Source organism: Prevotella sp. DNF00663 (assembly GCF_001553265.1).
Lineage (GTDB): Bacteria > Bacteroidota > Bacteroidia > Bacteroidales > Bacteroidaceae > Prevotella.
This window is the reverse complement of the sequence record NZ_KQ960583.1, coordinates 1-18,613: the sequence shown is the minus strand read 5'-3', so window position 1 is coordinate 18,613 and position 18,613 is coordinate 1. Positions and strand designations below refer to the sequence as shown.

At 46.9% G+C, this 18,613-nt stretch carries 14 protein-coding genes; 7 read left to right on the top strand and 7 right to left on the bottom strand.

The window, feature by feature from the left end:
- The first annotated feature begins 26 nt into the window (after positions 1 to 26).
- Positions 27 to 1,901: a DEAD/DEAH box helicase gene (locus HMPREF3034_RS00290; protein WP_062432274.1), complete on the top strand. Its 1,875-nt coding sequence runs from the start codon at positions 27 to 29 to the stop codon at positions 1,899 to 1,901.
- Between the two features lie 110 nt (positions 1,902 to 2,011).
- On the opposite strand, the gene HMPREF3034_RS12460 is transcribed toward HMPREF3034_RS00290, so the two are convergent.
- Entirely contained in the window at positions 2,012 to 2,152 is a 141-nt protein-coding gene (locus HMPREF3034_RS12460; RefSeq protein WP_156431006.1) for a hypothetical protein, read from the bottom strand.
- A gap of 273 nt (positions 2,153 to 2,425) precedes the next feature.
- On the opposite strand from HMPREF3034_RS12460, the gene HMPREF3034_RS00285 reads away from it, so the two are divergent.
- Positions 2,426 to 3,571, top strand: coding sequence for a TlpA family protein disulfide reductase (locus HMPREF3034_RS00285; protein ID WP_062432271.1), 1,146 nt, complete (start codon positions 2,426 to 2,428; stop codon positions 3,569 to 3,571).
- 238 nt (positions 3,572 to 3,809) lie between these two features.
- Here the strand turns inward: HMPREF3034_RS00285 and HMPREF3034_RS00280 are convergent, their stop codons facing one another.
- The 5 genes from HMPREF3034_RS00280 to dapB form a co-directional block, all read right to left on the bottom strand.
- Positions 3,810 to 5,468 (bottom strand): carboxylesterase/lipase family protein, encoded by a 1,659-nt coding sequence (locus tag HMPREF3034_RS00280; RefSeq protein ID WP_062432268.1) that lies wholly within the window; start codon positions 5,466 to 5,468, stop codon positions 3,810 to 3,812.
- A 17-nt stretch (positions 5,469 to 5,485) separates the two neighbouring features.
- The gene (locus HMPREF3034_RS00275) at positions 5,486 to 6,100 is read right to left on the bottom strand and encodes a WbqC family protein (protein WP_062432265.1); all 615 of its coding nucleotides are present in this window, start codon (positions 6,098 to 6,100) and stop codon (positions 5,486 to 5,488) included.
- Positions 6,094 to 6,501, bottom strand: coding sequence for a signal peptidase I (lepB, locus tag HMPREF3034_RS00270; RefSeq protein ID WP_036898837.1), 408 nt, complete (start codon positions 6,499 to 6,501; stop codon positions 6,094 to 6,096). Before lepB (HMPREF3034_RS00270) ends, HMPREF3034_RS00275 begins: the two co-directional genes overlap by 7 nt.
- A 135-nt stretch (positions 6,502 to 6,636) precedes the next feature.
- Positions 6,637 to 8,085 carry a signal peptidase I gene (gene lepB, locus HMPREF3034_RS00265; RefSeq protein ID WP_062432262.1) on the bottom strand — a complete coding sequence of 483 codons (1,449 nt, stop codon included), beginning with the start codon at positions 8,083 to 8,085 and terminating at the stop codon, positions 6,637 to 6,639.
- A 177-nt stretch (positions 8,086 to 8,262) separates the two neighbouring features.
- Positions 8,263 to 9,027, bottom strand: coding sequence for a 4-hydroxy-tetrahydrodipicolinate reductase (gene dapB, locus HMPREF3034_RS00260; RefSeq protein ID WP_062432259.1), 765 nt, complete (start codon positions 9,025 to 9,027; stop codon positions 8,263 to 8,265).
- A gap of 491 nt (positions 9,028 to 9,518) precedes the next feature.
- Between dapB and HMPREF3034_RS00255 the strand changes: the two genes are divergently transcribed.
- The 5 genes from HMPREF3034_RS00255 (at position 9,519) to dprA (ending at position 17,737) form a co-directional block, all read left to right on the top strand.
- Positions 9,519 to 12,707: a SusC/RagA family TonB-linked outer membrane protein gene (locus tag HMPREF3034_RS00255; RefSeq protein ID WP_231725570.1), complete on the top strand. Its 3,189-nt coding sequence runs from the start codon at positions 9,519 to 9,521 to the stop codon at positions 12,705 to 12,707.
- A gap of 21 nt (positions 12,708 to 12,728) precedes the next feature.
- Positions 12,729 to 14,720, top strand: coding sequence for a SusD/RagB family nutrient-binding outer membrane lipoprotein (locus HMPREF3034_RS00250; protein ID WP_062432256.1), 1,992 nt, complete (start codon positions 12,729 to 12,731; stop codon positions 14,718 to 14,720).
- A gap of 160 nt (positions 14,721 to 14,880) precedes the next feature.
- Entirely contained in the window at positions 14,881 to 16,182 is a 1,302-nt protein-coding gene (locus HMPREF3034_RS00245; protein ID WP_062432253.1) for a DUF2851 family protein, read from the top strand.
- Positions 16,183 to 16,217: 35 nt separating this feature from the next.
- A complete protein-coding gene (locus tag HMPREF3034_RS00240; protein ID WP_036898852.1) occupies positions 16,218 to 16,616 on the top strand; it encodes an acyl-CoA thioesterase in 399 nt (132 codons plus the stop codon).
- Positions 16,613 to 17,737, top strand: coding sequence for a DNA-processing protein DprA (gene dprA / locus HMPREF3034_RS00235; protein WP_062432244.1), 1,125 nt, complete (start codon positions 16,613 to 16,615; stop codon positions 17,735 to 17,737). Before HMPREF3034_RS00240 ends, dprA begins: the two co-directional genes overlap by 4 nt.
- Positions 17,738 to 18,119: 382 nt before the next feature.
- Here the strand turns inward: dprA and ybeY are convergent, their stop codons facing one another.
- A complete protein-coding gene (gene ybeY / locus HMPREF3034_RS00230; RefSeq protein ID WP_062432314.1) occupies positions 18,120 to 18,542 on the bottom strand; it encodes an rRNA maturation RNase YbeY in 423 nt (140 codons plus the stop codon).
- Positions 18,543 to 18,613 lie beyond the last annotated feature (71 nt).

The window sequence follows — 18,613 nt, the reverse complement described above, 5'->3', positions numbered from 1 at the left end:
GAACAGGAATTTATATACATTTTATTTTGAAGACATTTGAAGAGTTAGGCGTTAACGAAGAGATTCGTAAAGCCATTCAGGAGATTGGGTTTGAGCATCCGATGCCTGTTCAAGAAGAGGTAATCCCGTATTTATTAGGTAATGGAAATGATGTCATAGCGCTCGCGCAGACCGGTACAGGTAAGACTGCCGCCTATGGAATCCCATTGTTACAAAAGGTAGATCCATCACAGAAAGTCACTCAGGCACTCATTTTGAGTCCTACACGCGAGCTTTGTTTGCAGATTTCCGACGACCTCAACGACTTTGGTAAGTACATTCCGGGCTTACATGTAGTACCCGTTTACGGCGGAGCATCTATCGAAACCCAGATTCGTTCACTCCGTCATGGCGTGCAAATCATTGTGGCTACACCCGGTAGATTGATTGACTTGATGCACCGGGGGGTCGCTAAGCTGGAGCATGTGAACAACGTTGTGCTCGACGAAGCGGACGAAATGCTCAACATGGGCTTCTCCGACAGCATCAACGAAATCTTTGAAGGCGTGCCAAGCGACCGCAATACATTGCTCTTCTCAGCTACAATGAGCCGTGAGGTGGAGCGTATTGCAAAGAATTATCTGCACGATCACAAGGAGATAGTAGTGGGCAGCCGCAACGAAGGAGCCGAGAATGTAAACCATATCTATTATATGGTGCATGCCAAAGACAAGTATTTGGCACTCAAACGCATCGTAGACTATTACCCACGTATATTCGGTATCGTCTTCTGTCGTACCAAATTGGAGACTCAAGAGGTTGCCGACAAACTCATCAAAGACGGATATAACGCTGAAGCATTGCATGGAGACCTGAGCCAACAACAGCGCGATTTAACCATGCAGAAGTTCCGTAACCACCTCACACAGTTGCTTATTGCTACCGATGTGGCTGCACGTGGACTCGATGTCGACGATTTAACGCACGTCATCAACTACGGAATACCCGACGATGTAGAGAGTTATACTCACCGAAGTGGCCGTACCGGTCGCGCCGGAAAGAAGGGTACAAGTATTTGTATCATCCACTCACGCGAGAAATTTAAGATTCGTCAGATTGAGAAAATCATCAGCAAAGAGTTTGTAGACGGCACACTGCCTTCGCCCGAAGAGATATGCAAGAAGCAACTCTACAAGGTTATGGACGACATTATGAAGACCGATGTGGACGAAGAGCAGATAGCTCAGTACATGGAAGAAATCAATCGACGATTCGAATATATTGATAAAGAAGACATCATCAAGAAGATGGTGACCATCACTTTCGGTCGTTTCCTCGACTACTACCGCAATGCACCGCAGTTAGAGAAACCTGTGACCGGTGGCAGAAAAGAGCGTTCGGAAGCCGGCAACAGCCGTGGACGCCGCTCAGAGGGTGGTCGTCGCAAGGCCGAAGGCGGTTATAAACGTCTCTTTATCAACCTTGGTAAAGACGATGGATTCTATCCCGGCGAGATGATGCAGTTCTTAAACAAGAATGTACGTGGCCGTCAAGAGGTGGGACATATCGACTTATTGAGTAAGTTCTCGTACTTTGAAGTACCCGAAAGCGACGCCCAAAAGGTGATGCGTGCCCTCAGTGGCTTGCGTTACAAAGGCAGAGAAGTGCGTTGTAACGAAGCCGATGAGCCACAACGTGGCGGTGGTCGTCGCGAAAAAAGCGACTATAGCGAGCGTCGCGGACGCAGTGAGGCGCGTGGAAGACGTAGCGATGCACCTCGCAAGAGTGCTCCCCGTCGTCGTAATGACGATACCAACGCAACCGATTGGCGCTCTTTGATGAATGCCGGAAATAAGACCTTGAAAGGCGAAATCCCCGATTTCACCGAAGAGGGATGGGCAAGAAGAAAGAGTAAAAAGTGAAAAATAAGGAATCAAAGTATTGAGATAAGAAAATAGGGAGCGTTTGGCTCTCATGAAATATCAAGGAGGTAGGCACGAGCTTACCTCCTTTTTGTTATGCTATCAACACGCTATACAATGACCATATCTATCCTTATAAACCGCCAATCAGCCAATCCTACCTCATTAAAGCCATCACTTCCCACTCCTAACTTCTCAATCTCAACTCGCTGCAAAGGCTTCGCAACCTTGCTGTCTCGGCTCTGCAGCATCGCCGAATAGGCTTTGCAGTATCGCTGCCTCGCCCTTGCAGTGAACTAATGGACATCTAAACAAGTTAACAAGTAGGCGAATTAAGAGTGGGAAGTGAATTGTTTTGGCTGCGATGAGGGCAAAAAACACTACTGCACACGGCCTCCTTTCATGTGCGAGACCTCCCCAAACAACTGCTTTTAGTTAAATACATTGAAAAGATTTTGAATGCTTTCGGTATTTAGCGAGAACGATATATATTTGCAAAATAACCAATTATAAAAGGAGAAATAATGAAGAAAAAATTGTATACTACCTTACTGACCAGCCTCATGATGGCCAGTGCAGTATCGGCACAAGCCGCTGACGACTTGCTACATGTCAAAGGTAAACTGGCCAACTTCGGCGATTCGGCCGTCGTTGCCTATGGAACGTTCGGCGGGGAAACTAAACAAACCAATGTCGTATTGAAGGATGGAACCTTCGATTTCACGCTCCCGATGAAGGAAGTCTCTTACGTTCAGATGGCCACACCGGCTACCATGCGCGACCAAGACAGAACTAGAGTGCTCGTAGTGGGTGTTCCCGGCGAGACGTTGGAGTTGACCGGTGACATGAAAACACGCTATGATACCGGTGGCTCTAAATTCTATCAACAGTACCATGAGGTGAACCTAATGTTGGAGAACTCATCTAAAGAGATGCAAGAATACAGCATGGGCATTCAGAAGAGACTGGATGCAGGTGAGAATCGTAAACAGGTGATGAAGGAATATCGCGAAAAAGCTGCTGAAATAGAGGAAAAGGCACAGCAACGTATGCTCGACTTCGTCAAGCAACATCCCGACTATGAGGCCAGTGCCGTCGTTATCAGCTTCCTTGAAGACGTGAAGAAGATGGAACAAGCAGCCACTCTTCTCACCCCCGAAGTGCAAAACGGGCGCATGAAATCGTACTATTCTTTCTTCATAGACAGGGCTAAACAGCGTGCCGAAGCAGAAGAGAAAGCCAGCAAGGCACAGGCTACAGGAGTACAAGCTCCCGACTTTACACTTAATGACTTGGCTGGAAAGCCACTCGCCCTGAGCAGCCTGCGTGGCAAATACGTGGTTCTCGATTTCTGGGGTTCATGGTGTATATGGTGCATCCGAGGCATTCCAAAAATGAAAGAGTATTATAACAAGTACAGAGGACAGTTTGAAATTCTTGGCATCGACTGTCGCGATAGCGATGAGAAGTGGCGTGCTGCCGTGAAGAAACACGACCTTCCATGGCTCCATGTGTACAATCCGGAAAACAGTAAGGTACTATCCGACTATGCCATTCAGGGCTTCCCAACCAAAATTATCGTTGGTCCCGACGGCAAAATCGTAAAGACCATCGTGGGTGAAGACCCTGTATTCTACACTATACTCGACGAGTTGTTCGGTAAAAAATAAACGGTTCAAGTTTAGAAAGATAAGAAGTTATCGGGAGAAAACGAGAGATAAAGCCTCCAAGAGCCTTAAAGTCAATAGACATTTGTCCGTTAACTCTCATTCGTAATTTCTACGCCCAAAAGGCGTTTAACTCCCGATAACTCCGAAGTGGAGCGATATAGCGGAACGAAAATAAAGCAATGAATAAGGCCTGTGACACTCAATTGTATCACAGGCCTTATTGTTTCTACTCGTATTATCACTTTTGGAACACGAGTTTATCGAATAGTTGATAACGTCGATCCATCGTAGGATTGGTCTCAACACGCGTATTTACATCTATTTTCATCACTGGAACAGGATTCTTTCCGTTGATGGCGGGCCAGTCGGGGAGGCCCAGTCCATTGGGATTTCCGGTCTTAATGAAGTTCACATAGAAGTTCATGAAGATGCCGGAAACAGCATAATCATCGGCATTCCAGTCGAAAACTTCATTCGTAGAGAGGTTGCCCATGGCGTATTCTATATCCGATGAGTGGCTCGCTCCGATGTATTCATCCACCGGTTCAGTAGATTTGGTATCGGTAGCCTTGGATGTTCCACCGGCCAGTTTGGCCACTAAACCTTTCTGTTTCATCGCCGGACGAGGATGACAATACTGATAACGATACACCGGACAATTACTTGTGGTACGGTGAAGTTCGCTCAAACGCCACGTACTGGTAGCAATAAACATATCGGAACCAATCAGTGTGCCCGGCTCTTTGAACAAGTCGGCATCGTTATGAAAGCCATATAACTGCAACATCTCGTCGGTTGCATCGCCGAAAAGTGGCGTGATACGAGCCTTGACCGTCTCCAATGTGGGAGCACCGCCAAGCAAAACAGACCACGCAGCAGCCTCTTTCGAGGTACCACCGATAAGCAGTGGCACCTGTGCTTGCTCACCTTTCTTGAACACTTCCTCCGGTTGCTCGGTGAAGAAAAGGCCGTCTACTGTTCCGCGCGACATGCTTCTGACACCTGCTTGGGTCATCAATTCCTCGGCAGGCATGGCTCTTAGCTCCTTCAAACTCTTACAACCAATCTTTTTCATAGTCTTGACACCCTCGCTTTCAGCCTCTTTGAGCGATGGTAACTGACCATAAGCGATGTATAGATTACCTTTCTTGTCGACCTCATTATGCAACAATCCCACAATAGCACCACTCGAACCAATGACTTGAGAGAATGTTCCTTTGGCCATAGGTGATGCCATCAAGGCGCTCACCGACACCGAACCAGCCGATTCGCCCACGATAGTAATGCGTTTAGGATCGCCTCCAAAAGCTGCCACATTCTGTTGCAACCATTGTAAAGCAGCTGCCTGATCCATGTAACCGTAGTTACCCGACCCTTTATACGAGGCCTCCTTAGAGAGTTCGGGATGCGAGAAGAAGCCGAAAATACCCTCGCGATAGTTTACCGTGATGCCCACTATACCACGTCGAGCCATGTTCAGTCCGGCGTAACGAGGCTCACTTCCGCTTCCTGCCATCAGTCCGCCACCATTGAAATATACCAACACCGGCAACTTCTCCTGCATGGTTTTAGCGGGCGTCCAGACGTTAAGATAAAGACAATCTTCGCTTTTTGTCTTCGCACCGAAGTTCATATCACCAAATATCGGTTCCTGCATGGGGTCGGGACCGAAGTCATCTGCCATCCTCACACCGTCCCAAGCAGCCAACGGTTGTGGCGCTTTCCAACGCAAATCACCTACAGGTGGTGCTGCGTAAGGTACACCCTTGAAAACTTTAATACCCGAAATTTCAGTACCTTGCAGCACACCTTGTGCCACTTTTACGCGTGGTTGGTCTTGCGCACTTGCGCCTATTACCAAGCAAAACGCCAGCATTGATACAATAATTCTTTTCATTTGATTTAGTTTAGTTATTACAAGTAGAGTACACTCTCGTTACCTTCATTGAACAAGAGGTCTAAGATACTAAGGTTAGGTTGGAATCCATGTCGCTGCAAATAGACTTGATAATACGGTTTAGCAACAAATTCGGCATCCTCACCGGGATGCTTCGGCCGAATCACCTCACGAAAATCGGCATACCCTTCGGCCTCATCCATGTACGAAGAGGTAAGTTTTACCGTCGGTTCTATGTCTAATAAACTGCACATTTTCTCCATGATTTCCATGTTGAAATCAAAGAGATACTTCCATTTTCGTTCAAAGAAAGGGCGCAAATCATCGGAATAGAACTCGAAGAAAGGGCTTTCTCCATAAGCACTCAATAATGCATTCCAGTGGATATGACGCCAGTTGCCATGGTCACTTATCTGTACATCGCGCATCGGACACTTCAAATTATCGGTTCGTTCCACCGGTACGGTGAGCGATTGCAAGCCATTGGCCGTCGCTATCGTGCACCGATTACGGTACGTTTGCTTCACAAAATTGTCGTGTTGTTCGATGAAACACACGCCATAACGGTTCAGTTTCTGATACCACTGCACCGGTCCGAAGTATGAGGAAGTGAGTATTGCGTTCTTTACCATGGTAGATAGAATAATCGGAAAGCCTGTCCAACCATTTGGTGTTGGTACACCAGCCGTCGGTCTTTGCCCGTATTGACCAAATAGAGTTTACAGTCTGCGCTCTGACAACGCTGACAACAGCGCGTCGGAACAAGATAGTGCGTGCCTCGTAGAGTGATGGTATCACCGGGAAGAGCCTCTACCCGACCAATGATAGTACCTTGTTGATGGAACACCACCATCGCCCCCGGCTTCAATTTTCGGTGTATAAATCTATCCACCATCACCCTATCGCCTGTCTTAAGCATCGGCCTGAGAGCCGAATCTGTCACTGTATAAACGGTGAAAGCGTATGCCCTGACGGCCAACATCAGCAAAACAGCCGCCACAAGCCCCAATATGAACTTGAAAGGGAAGCGCACTTTTCTTTATTAATAATTCATCATTGAGAATGGATAATTATGAAATGCGGATAAGGGAAAGCAGGACTAATATTCAGAGAATCACAATGCTGCTCATCATATCATCATTATCCATTTTCAATTTCCCATTATCACTTACTTAATATTATCTACCAAACTGAACAATCTGCTCCATCTGATACCGCTAAAGCCCTTGTGATCGGGGTCGTGCGACCACCAAATGAAGATAGGTTTACCCACGATGTGGTCTTCGGGAACGAATCCCCAATAGCGCGAGTCGGCCGAGTTGTGACGGTTGTCGCCCATCATCCAGTAGTAATCCATCTTGAATGTATAGCTGTTGGCAAGTTTTCCGTTGATGTATATCTGCCCATTGGTCACCTTTAAGTCGTTACCTTCGTAGGTACGGATGGGACGTTCGTAGACTGCTATATTATCCATCGTAAGCTTCACAGTAGCTCCTTTCTTCGGAATCCAGATGGGACCGTAGTTGTCACGAGTCCATCCCGTATAGCCATTGAGCGGATAAAGGTCGCCCGTAGTAGCATCAGTATTCAGTCGGATGCTTGCCACGAGGTCTTTACGAGCCTTCAATGCCTCGTAAGCCTTCTTGGTCAGAGGCAAGAAACCAGCCTGATTCAAGCTCATCATATCTTCCATTGAAATACCCAATTCGGCCATCACCTCTTCGGGCATGGGCTTCTTCAACTTCACATAGTAAGTATATTGCACATTATCCGGTTCCTTATTGGCCTTGCCATCAAGGTAGACGATGTGGTTTTTAATCTGCAACGTTTGGCCGGGTAAGCCCACACAACGCTTCACATAGTTCTCGCGACGGTCTGTGGGACGTGTGATAATGTCTCCATAGTCTTTCGGATTATTCGCTATATAGTTGCGACCAACGGCATATATCTGCCCAAAATATTCGTATTGCTGCTCCCGAGTAAGCTCAGCCAAGTTGGGTAACAGGCCTTGTTGTTGTTCCACGAGCTGCTGACCAAATGAATATGCCATCTGATAGAAGTCGCTCTGCTGCCATTGTTCTTCGTTGACAAGCGTGTCACCGGCAGGATAATTGAACACTACAATATCATTGAGCTTCACATTACCTAGACCCTTCACACGACGATATTCCCAATGTGGCCAGTCCAAATAGCTCTTCACATTGATACCGGGCAACGTGTGTTGCGTCAAAGGCATAGTGAGTGGAGTCTGCGGAATGCGCGGACCGTAGCTCACTTTGCTCACAAACAGATAATCTCCCGTAAGCAACGACTTCTCCAAAGAGGAAGAAGGAATAACGAAATTCTGAAAGAAGAAGAGATTGATGAAGTACACTGCCACCAGCGCGAACACCAAAGCATCTACCCAACTCATGATAAATCGCACCGGACCTTCGGCATCTTTCCACCATTGCCAGCGTATCTTCTTTGATATATACACGTCGTATATAAAGGGAATAACTATCAATCCCAACCAACTCTTTAACCAAAAGAGGAATATAAGATACAATACCAGTACAACGACAAACTTAGTCCATTGTACTTTCATATTCAGTTTAGCTTTTTCTTTGTCTATCATAATCTTTTAATCGGTCTAATTTTGGGAATTAAGAAGGAGTTAGAAAGGAGTTCAAAGGGAGTTATCGGACAAATGTCCGTTATCTCCTGTTACCTCCCGTTACCTTCCCTTAGTCCCCATTACCTTTCGTTATCTCCTCAATATCCTTCAACTTGCGAAAGCCAGATTTATATTTTCTCAGCCCAATACTTCTTTAAACAAATCACTGGTAGTAAGCAATCCCGTATGGTCTTTGGTATACTCGGCAGCCAGTACAGCCCCCAACGCAAATCCTTTACGGCTATGTGCATCGTGAGAAATCACAATCTTGTCGGCCTCACTATCGTAAGTGATGGTGTGAATACCCGGAACTTCGTCGCGACGAACGCTCGCTATAGCCAACTCATTAGCTGCCACATGGTTCGTTCCGGTCACAGTGCCATCGGCATTATGCTGTTCTCCCTTCACCCACGTGTCTTTCCTGTCGAGTCGGTCGATGATTTCCTCAGCCAAAGTGATAGCAGTTCCCGACGGCGCATCAAGTTTATGGATATGATGGGTCTCCTCCATCTCTACCTGATACTGTGGGAAACCGTTCATAATCTTGGCCAAATAGCGATTCACGGCAGAGAAAATGGCCACACCAACCGAGAAATTGGAAGCCCAAAACAAAGTCTGTCCCTCGTCATTACACAACCGTTCTACATCGGTCTTATGTTCGCTCATCCATCCCGTGCTGCCCGAAACCACCTTCACATGATGCTTAAACGCACGCAGATAGTTGTCGTAAGCCGCTGTGGGATTGGTAAACTCGATAGCAACATCAGCCGAAGCGAAAGCCGGACTGTCAAAGTCCTGTATGTTGTCAATATCTATAATACTCACGATTTCATGGCCGCGAGCTTTGGCAATCTGTTCTATCATCTTGCCCATCTTGCCATAACCGATTAATGCTATTCTCATTTTTGATGCTTTATTTTATTCTCATTTTCGTTCATACTCGTATATCTGCAAAGGTACTGTAAATCAGATAAAAAGCAAAAGAATCCTTTCTATTTTCTCGCTTTTGTCACATTTTTCATCTCATCTCATTCCATTTGTAATTTGAATCAGTATCTCTTTCATCCTCAAACCATCCACTTCTCACTCCTAACTCCTCACTCTTAACTCACTGCAAGGACGCCGCAACATTGCTGCCAAGCCTTTTCAGGATTGCTGCAGAGCCCGAACAACAAGACTGCTAGGGCTTTGCAGAAATTTGAGAGTGATGAGTTAAGAGTGAATAAAAACGTAGTCAAGTCACTAAATACCATGACTATAGCGATTTAAAGTATATTCATGCAGCTTTTATATAGGTTTGTATGTTTTAGAGCTATTTTTAGATTAATTAATAATCAATTCAAGATTGTTTCAAAATTTTCAACTAAATTCACTGCCATCTAATATCGATGCATATGAGAAAAAAACATTATCTGTTACCAGCATTCCTGCTTGCGCTGAGTATGGCAGTCCCCTATTCAGCCTCAGCTTTGGAATCTTCACCTGACTTACGAATCAGTCAGAAGTCGAACATCGTTACCGGTACAGTGGCCGACGAAAATGGTGAGCCCATCATCGGCGCCAGTATCACACTCAAGGGAACTCGTGTGGCTACCGTTACCGATATTGAAGGTCACTTCAGTATCGAAGCTCCTGTGGGCAGTATCCTGCAAATCACCTACGTAGGTTACGACGTCAAGGAGGTAAAGGTTACTTCGGCAAAGGCTTATTCCATCTCAATGACTGAGAATAGTCAGAACTTGAACGAAGTGGTCGTGACAGCCATGGGCATCCGAAAAGAGCGCAAAGCACTAGGATATTCGGTGTCTGAGCTCAACTCTAATGAAATTTTGAAAAACAAACAGACCAACATCGTTAACTCATTGGCCGGTAAAGTGCCGGGCGTCAACATCACCCAATCGAGCGGTGCAGCCGGAGCTGGGGCCACCATCATTATCCGTGGCGGTAACTCGGCGAGCGAATCGCGCGACAACCAACCGTTGTTCGTGGTTGACGGCATCATCTACGACAACTCCACACCTAACAGTGGAAACTCAGCTACCGACGGTGTGACGAAGAACAATACCAGCTTCTCTAACCGCGCCATGGACATTAACCCCGAAGATATAGAGTCGCTCTCGGTGCTGAAAGGTGCCGCGGCCGCTGCTTTGTACGGTTCTCGTGCTGCCGATGGTGTGGTCATCATCACCACAAAGAAAGGTAGCGAGGGCACGGTACGGGTGAACGTAAGCAGTAAGGTAAGCACGTCGTGGGCTACCAAGACGCCTGAATACCAGAAGACTTACGGTCGCGGATACTACAACGAGAAAGGTATCTTCAGCGATTACTCCACCCAATCGTGGGGTGAAAAGATTGGAGAGAGCAAGACTCTGAACCAAATATACGACAATGTAGGCAACTTCTTCCAAAACGGAGTGGTTTACGACAACAGCGTAAGCGTATCGGGAGGTTCAAAAAACGGGTCATTCTTCCTCAGTGCATCAAACTTCGACCAATCGGGTATAGTACCGCAAACAGGTTATAACAAGACAACTTTCCGCCTCAACGGTGAACAGAAGTATGGCAGACTGACCGTCGGAGCCAACGTGGCTTATACCAAAGCACACACCAAGAAGACGCTTACATCGGGCGGATTATGGGAACACGGCGGCAACGGTACAATGACAGCGCTCTATGGTTGGCCGCTTACCGACAATCTTACACACTGGTTGAACGACGACGGTACCAAGTATCGCATGTTCGACGGCCTACAAGAGATTGCAGACGACGTGGAAAATCCATATTGGATAATCAATCGCAATAAGATGACCGACGACAACGACCGCTTGACAGGGTCTATCAATGCCAGCTTTAAACTCACGGATTGGTGGGACATCAGCGCCCGTGCCGGTCTGGATATGTATAAGACAGACTCTTATACCTACACCGCGCCTAACGGAGCTGTGGTAGAAAAGTATCAAAACGGCTTCTTGTCGAAGAACTACTCGAACTACCAATACATCACAACCAACGTGATGAGCAACATGCATAAGACATTAAAGGACTTCGACTTGAACTTCTTGCTCGGTACAACGACCGAAGCTACCAAGAGATGGTCGCAATCTCACTGGGGATATAAGTTTGTAATGCCCGGCACCATCAGCTTTAATAACATCGCAACAGCCAACCAGTTCTTTAAAGATGGTACCACTCGCAAGCGCATGGTGGGTGTATACGGTGAGTTCAGAGCCTCTTATAAGAGCATGGCCTACCTTACCGTGACCGGACGTAACGACTGGTCGTCTACACTTCCAAAAGAAAACCGTTCTTATTTCTATCCATCTGTGAGCGGAAGTTTTGTATTTACGGAACTGTTACCGAAGAGTAATATCCTCTCTTTCGGTAAGGTGAGAGCCTCATGGGCACGTGTTGGTAAAGACGCTGACCCCTATGTGACAAACAATTACCTATGGGCTGTGGGCACTTTGAATAATGGCAAGCTCGGTTCGGGTAACAGTTGGACTGGTGGTGCGCCCGATTTGAAACCGGAAATACAGACCTCTTATGAACTGGGAGCGGAACTTCGCTTCTTCGACGGACGCTTAGGTATAGACTATACCTATTATCATACACAAACCAAGAACCAGTTGTGTTCTCCCCGTCTGGCCCAGTCTACCGGCTATATCTTCCTCACGCTGAACGGTGGGTCGGTCATCAATGACGGTATGGAAATAGCTATCACCGGCACACCCATCAAGACCAAGGACTTCAAATGGGAATCGATGCTTAACTTCTCATTTAATAATGGTACTTTGGGTAACTTCATTGACGGTGTAGGTATCTTCTATCCCACCGACGCACAGATAGGTACTGTCAAGGCAGGAGCTATCCCTAACGGTGGCGATTTCCTCGGTTTGACAGGTAATCACTGGGTGACCGACGACAACGGACACTACGTTGTAGACGTGGCAACAGGCGTTTATAAGAACGCAAACAAGACTACCGACATCATTGGAAACCGTGAACCGAAACTCATCGGAGGCTTCAACAACACCTTTACATACAAGAATCTGTCGGTAGCATGCCTTCTCGATTTCCGCTTCGGTGGCGATATTTATAACGGTACAAACTATTATCTCACCTCTATGGGATTAAGCAAGCAGACCGAGAATCGCCAATCTGTGACATTGACTAACGTGGTTTACAGCGATGGTACAGCTCCAGAGAACAACACCATCACTTATGAAGCAGACAAGACCTACACAATTAACGGCAAAGAGCGGTCAGGTCGCTATCTCATCCAGCAATACTGGAGTAGCTATTGCGCCAACTCTTACAACTTCATCCAGTCGGTGAATTGGCTGAAATTGCGCTCACTGTCTGTCAGCTACGACTTCACCAGTCTCATCAAGAACCATCGTGTCATCAAAGGATTGGTGGCTAATCTCACCGGAATCAACCTCTTCACCATCACCAATTACAAGGGTATGGATCCGGAAGTGGCCTCAGGAGCAGGTACGGGAGGTTCAGGCTCAGTGGGACTCGACTACTGTAGCGTACCATCTTCGACAAGTGTATCGCTCGGTATCAACCTTACATTCTAACCAATCTAAACAAGTAAGAATATGAAAAAATTACAAACCATCATATTAACCAGTGTACTGGTATGCGGACTGTCGTCATGTAACGACTATTTGGACGTGAATACAGACCCCGATAGCCCTACATCGGAGACGGCATCTCCCCAACTTCGCTTGCCTTGGATACAAAACTATCTAGACTATGCACTCGGTACGGCCTACATGAGAGCGGGTACTGCCGCCGGAACCTTCACCCAAACGTCTACCACTAGTAGCAATGGTATGTTGGCAAAGTGGGATCCTCTGCAGGGAACAGCGACCACCGTATATCAGAATTTCTACCTGGGAGCGGGCGTCAACGTGGCTCCTTTGATTGCAGCGGCAGAGGCTCAAAAGGCTTATCACTATGCCGGTGCAGCCTGTATCAGCTACGCGCTGGGCTTTATGACGTTGCTCGACCTCCATGGAGAAATCCCTATGAGCGAAGCCTTCACCGGTAAATACAACCCGGCCTATGATGATGGAAAGGCTCTTTTCAACCAGTGTATGGAGTATTTGGATAAAGGTATCGCCTATCTCAAGATGAAAAACGAGAACATTGCGCTCTCTGAAGGCGATATATGGAATAACGGTGATGCCAATAAATGGTTGAAGTTGGCCTATGGTTTGAAAGCTCGCTACTTGCTAAAACTGTCTAAGAAGAGCGATTTATACAAACCTGATGAAATCTTGGCCGCCGTTGCCAACGGTCCACAGTCGAATGCCGACAACACAAGTGTGAAATGTTATAATGTGGAAGGCGACCAAACCAACGTGACAATCGGTGACCCTTATCAGACCAATCCTATTTGGAACTGCGCCGCTTACGGTACTTCTCAGCGACTCACCAAATGGTATATCAGCCTGCTCAACAACAGTTTCACTGGCGGTTCGGGCGTTATCGACCCACGATTAACAAAGCTGGTGCCTGCAGCCATGACCCATGTAAAGCTCGATGCTGACGGTAATCTCGCCTCGTTCCAATGGACTCGCGACAAAGGTATTGACATGTTGACTCCCAACAACCCACGTCTCAACGGCAATATCATCAATGCCACCTACGCTTCTAACGCCGTAAAGCTGACCTATACCGTCGCTGATGCCACCGCACGCAACAAGTTTGTGGCCGACATGAAGACTACCAGCCATGCCGTAGAGACAAATGGAAACGACGTAGTAGTAACTTATGCACCGGGACAAATCTACTGTAACACCACCAACTACCTGCATGCGGGTGATACTTGCTACGTCAACATGCGGTCAAACAGTATGTCTACAAGCGGTCGTTCGGCTACCGATATGTATTATTATCCCATTGCCGGTAAGAGTTATGTAGCAGGTACGGGAACATTCTACACTCGTCCGAACTCCGATTTCGACATTATGACCTATTCGGAGATGTGCTTTATCAAAGCCGAAGTGCTCTTCCGCAAGGGCGATAAAGGTGGTGCTTTGGACGCATACAGAAAAGGTATACAGGCCAACTTCGACCGTTTACAAGCCGGATTGAAGCAATGGCAAAGTGATGGAACCACAAGTGACAAGAAAATAGGGGAGAATCCGGACATGTTACCTATGAAAGATGCCGATATAACTGCTTATATGAGCAGTGCCGCTGTGGCTCAAAATGCTGCTCAACTAACCATGGCCGACATCATGAGACAAAAGATTATCGCTATGGGAGGATTGAATTTAGAAATCTGGAACGACATGCGTCGCTTCAATTACAGTGCCGGTAACATCGAGAACTTTGGTAATATATATCCCGACTTCGCCCGTCCATCAGAATTTACTGCCAGCAGTAAGATTATCGGAAAGTCACCTTCAGACCCTACTTATTGGTTGCGTCGCTGGACACAGAGCAGCCTTGAGAGAGATTATAACCTCACTCAGGTGAAAGCTTCCAACAAGTTGGCCCTGACAGATCCTATCTGGTCGTGTCCGGTTTGGTGGGATTGTGCTACCGATAGTGAATACTATGGTTATATAGGGAAATAATATCTATCCATCATATACACAAACAAGAGCGTGCCAATGCACGCTCTTGTTATTTTATTAGGTAGATTTAATTAGACACATAGAATTAATTAGAACTACAAGACCTTTTCATTTAAGATTTTTTTTGTATTTTTGCCATTGAAAGAACAATATCTATATCATGGAACAGCTCCTACATTACGTATGGAAACACAAGCTATTTCCGCTGAAATCACTTGTTACGGCCGATGGACTCGGTATAGAAGTGATAGATACGGGACTGCATAACCACGACGCGGGACCTGATTTCTTCAATGCAAAAGTGAAGATTGATGGGACACTATGGGTAGGAAACGTGGAGATACACGACCGAGCAAGCGACTGGTTCGTCCATCATCATGAACAAGATGTACGCTATGACAATGTCATCTTGCATGTATGTGGGACTATAGATACCGAAGCCGTAGACAGCCAAGGCCGACCTATCAGGCAATTGCAGCTGGATGTGCCGGACGATATAGCGGAACATTACGACGAACTGATTCATTCCGACCACTATCCGCCTTGCTATCGCATCATTCCGGAGCTGCCATCGCTCATGATTCATTCATGGATGAGCAGCTTGGAGACCGAGCGTTTAGAGCAAAAGACAGTGGCTATCAACGAGCGAGTTGTCCGATGTGGAGGCGATTGGCAGGCAGCCTACTTCGTCACCATGGCTCGCAATTACGGCTTTAGCATCAATGGAGAGGCCTTCGAGCAATGGGCTTGCAACATACCATTGGGCAGTGTAGCTCATCATAGAGACGATTTGTTCCAGATAGAAGCCATCTTTATGGGACAGGCAGGCCTCTTGGAGCCGGAAGCCTTGCCTAAAACATATCGCGACAAGGCCTTGAGAGATACGTATTATCAACGTATGGCGAGCGAATATCGCTATCTGGCGCATAAGTTTTCCATGCAAGCGATGGACTTCCATCAATGGAAATTCCTGCGATTGCGGCCGCAAAACTTCCCACATATACGCCTGTCGCAATTGGCACAACTCTACTATAACCGCACAGCAGGATTGAGCGAAATCATCGAATGTGGCTCTCTGCGCGAGTTAAGAGAACATTTGAAGACGCAAGCTACACCCTACTGGCAGACTCACTTTGCCTTTGGGACAGAGCATACACCCAACGAGAAGCATCTGTCAGCGGCTTCATTGAATCTCATGATACTCAACACCGTCATCCCAATGCTCTTCGCCTACGGTCGACATATATGCAACGAAGGGCTTTGCGACCGCGCTTTCGAGTTCTTAGAACAACTCAAAGCCGAAGACAACCATATCATCCGTATGTGGCAAGAATGCGGAATGAAGGTGGAAAATGCCGGCGATACGCAGGCACTTATCCAACTCAAGAACGAATATTGTGACCATAAAGACTGCTTACGCTGCCGTATCGGATATGAATATCTGAAGTATGGCAACCATTAAATATTCACTATTATATCATATTAAAGACAAAACAGATGAAGTATATCTTTGAAACGAGAATGGAAGTACGCGACTACGAGTGCGACATACAAGGCATTGTAAACAACGCCAACTACCTACATTACACCGAACACACGCGTCATCGCTTCCTCAAAGCGACCGGACTGAGCTTCGCAGAGCTGCATGAGAAAGGTGTAGATGCCGTTGTGGCTCGCATGTCGCTGCAATATAAGACGCCATTAACATGCGACGACGAGTTTATTTCGCGCATGGGGTTGCGCAAAGAGGGGCTCCGCTGGGTTTTCACTCACGACCTTTTCCGCGCCAGCGATGAGAAACTTTGCTTCCATGCTGACGCCGATCTCGTGACACTTATCAACGGAAGGCTAGGCTATAGCGAAGAGTATGGCCAAGCTTTCGAGAAATTCTTATGACCCAAGAAACACTCTATACGCTCGCACTCAGTCGTATCAACTACTTCAGCCTCAGCGGTCTGTTGGAGTTGTATCGGCGGTTAGGCTCGGCCACGGCGGTCATTGAGCATCGTCATGATATCTTAGACGTGCTGCCCGATGCCTCACCTAAGTTGCGCGAAGCATTGAGCGACCTCAGCGAACCCATGGCTCGTGCAGAGGCAGAATTGCTTTGGGACGAGCAACATGGAGTGGAACCGCTTTGTATGAACGACGCTCGCTACCCGCAACGACTGCGAGAATGTGACGACGCACCGTTGGTCTTATTCTATCGGGGCAATGCTTCGCTCAATTGTTCGAAGGTGGTTTGCATGGTCGGGACACGTCGATGCACCGCCTATGGACAAGACTTGATACGTCGATTTATGGCCGATTTGAAGACGTTATGCCCCGATGTACTCATCGTAAGTGGCTTGGCCTATGGCGTAGACATCCACGCCCATCGTCAAGCATTGGCCAATGGATACGATACCGTGGGCGTGTTGGCACACGGACAGGATTACCTTTACCCCCAAATCCACCGACAAACAGCCAACGAAATGATAGAACATGGCGGCCTGTTGACAGAGTTTTTCACAGGTACGAATGCTGATAAAGTGAACTTTGTAAGGCGTAACCGCATCGTGGCTGGGATGAGTGATGCATGTATTTTGGTCGAGAGTGCATCGCATGGAGGCGGACTTATCACCACAGGCATAGCTCGCAGCTACAACCGCGACGTCTTTGCTTTCCCCGGTTCTGTGGATGCTCCCTACAGCGAAGGATGCAATATGCTCATTCGTGACAACGAGGCCGGGCTCATCATGTCGGCTTTCGACTTTGTAAAAGCGATGGGATGGGAAGAAGATATTAAACTAAAAAAGGCGCAACAGCAAGGCATTGAACGGCAGCTCTTCCCACTGTTGTCGGCAGAAGAACAACAGATAGCCGACGTATTGCAGCACCACAACGACCTGCAAATCAACATATTATCCGTTCAAGCCAATATCCCTATTGCGCAAATCACCTCTCTCCTCTTTTCAATGGAAATGAAAGGAGTGGTTAAGATGCTCCCCGGAGGGGTGTATCATCTACTCCATTAAGATAAAAAAAAGATTCATCCGATAAATTGTATGATGAAGCTATGACTGTCCGAAGGACAGCCCTATCAATAGCCGGTGGTTGAAGCAAAGCGTAAACCTCCGGACAATAAAAAAGCAAAACAACAAACGAGTCTGACAAGACTCCCCATTGATAATTATAGGATGGGCAGTCTTATCAGACTGGGTATTTTCTTTCACACAATACCATAGACCTAAAGGTCCACGGCTATTAAAAGGGTAGTCCTTCGGACTATTGACAATGGCACTATCAACAGATTCCTCGCACGACTCTAAAAAGAGCAAGTAATCAGGAGTTGGGGAATTATGGAGTCAGGCCAATAGTTGACAGTTCCCGATTACCATGGCTATATTCTCTGTTTACCTACTCTTTTTTTCCCAACAACTTCAGCGCCGCATTCTCCGCAGCTTCCATGATTTCTCGCTCTCCCGGCCCCTTATCGTTGATGCCACAGAGATGCAATATGCCGTGAATAATGACGCGATGAAGTTCTTCTTCATACGATTTTCCTAGCATTTCGGCATTACTCCGCACTGTATCGAGGCTTATCACAAGATCGCCATTGAGCACATCGCCCTCATCATAATCAAAAGTGATGATGTCGGTGTAATAATCATGGCCTAGATATTCGTTGTTTACTTCGAGTATTTTCTCGTCGTCAACAAACATATATCCTATCTCTCCTATCTTCCTATCATATGTTGCTGCCACCTCTTTAATCCAAGTTGTGGTCTCACGCTTCTTGATTTTCGGCATCTTTACGCCGTCTGTATTGTATGTTATCATAAAAGGAATGTATATTGGAAGCCCCTCCCAACCCTCCCCATAGAGGGGAGGGCTATCTATCAGAGACTTGA

Bases quoted from the DNA above. Each gene is read 5' to 3' on its own strand.
- HMPREF3034_RS00240 (WP_036898852.1), top strand. From the start codon at position 16,218: ATGAAGTATATCTTTGAAACGAGAATGGAAGTACGCGACTACGAGTGC.
- HMPREF3034_RS00245 (WP_062432253.1), top strand. From the start codon at position 14,881: ATGGAACAGCTCCTACATTACGTATGGAAACACAAGCTATTTCCGCTG.
- ybeY (WP_062432314.1), bottom strand. From the start codon at position 18,542: ATGATAACATACAATACAGACGGCGTAAAGATGCCGAAAATCAAGAAG.
- HMPREF3034_RS00255 (WP_231725570.1), top strand. From the start codon at position 9,519: ATGAGAAAAAAACATTATCTGTTACCAGCATTCCTGCTTGCGCTGAGT.
- HMPREF3034_RS12460 (WP_156431006.1), bottom strand. From the start codon at position 2,152: ATGCTGCAGAGCCGAGACAGCAAGGTTGCGAAGCCTTTGCAGCGAGTT.
- dapB (WP_062432259.1), bottom strand. From the start codon at position 9,027: ATGAGAATAGCATTAATCGGTTATGGCAAGATGGGCAAGATGATAGAA.
- dprA (WP_062432244.1), top strand. From the start codon at position 16,613: ATGACCCAAGAAACACTCTATACGCTCGCACTCAGTCGTATCAACTAC.
- lepB (WP_062432262.1), bottom strand. From the start codon at position 8,085: ATGATAGACAAAGAAAAAGCTAAACTGAATATGAAAGTACAATGGACT.
- HMPREF3034_RS00275 (WP_062432265.1), bottom strand. From the start codon at position 6,100: ATGGTAAAGAACGCAATACTCACTTCCTCATACTTCGGACCGGTGCAG.
- HMPREF3034_RS00250 (WP_062432256.1), top strand. From the start codon at position 12,729: ATGAAAAAATTACAAACCATCATATTAACCAGTGTACTGGTATGCGGA.
- HMPREF3034_RS00280 (WP_062432268.1), bottom strand. From the start codon at position 5,468: ATGAAAAGAATTATTGTATCAATGCTGGCGTTTTGCTTGGTAATAGGC.
- HMPREF3034_RS00285 (WP_062432271.1), top strand. From the start codon at position 2,426: ATGAAGAAAAAATTGTATACTACCTTACTGACCAGCCTCATGATGGCC.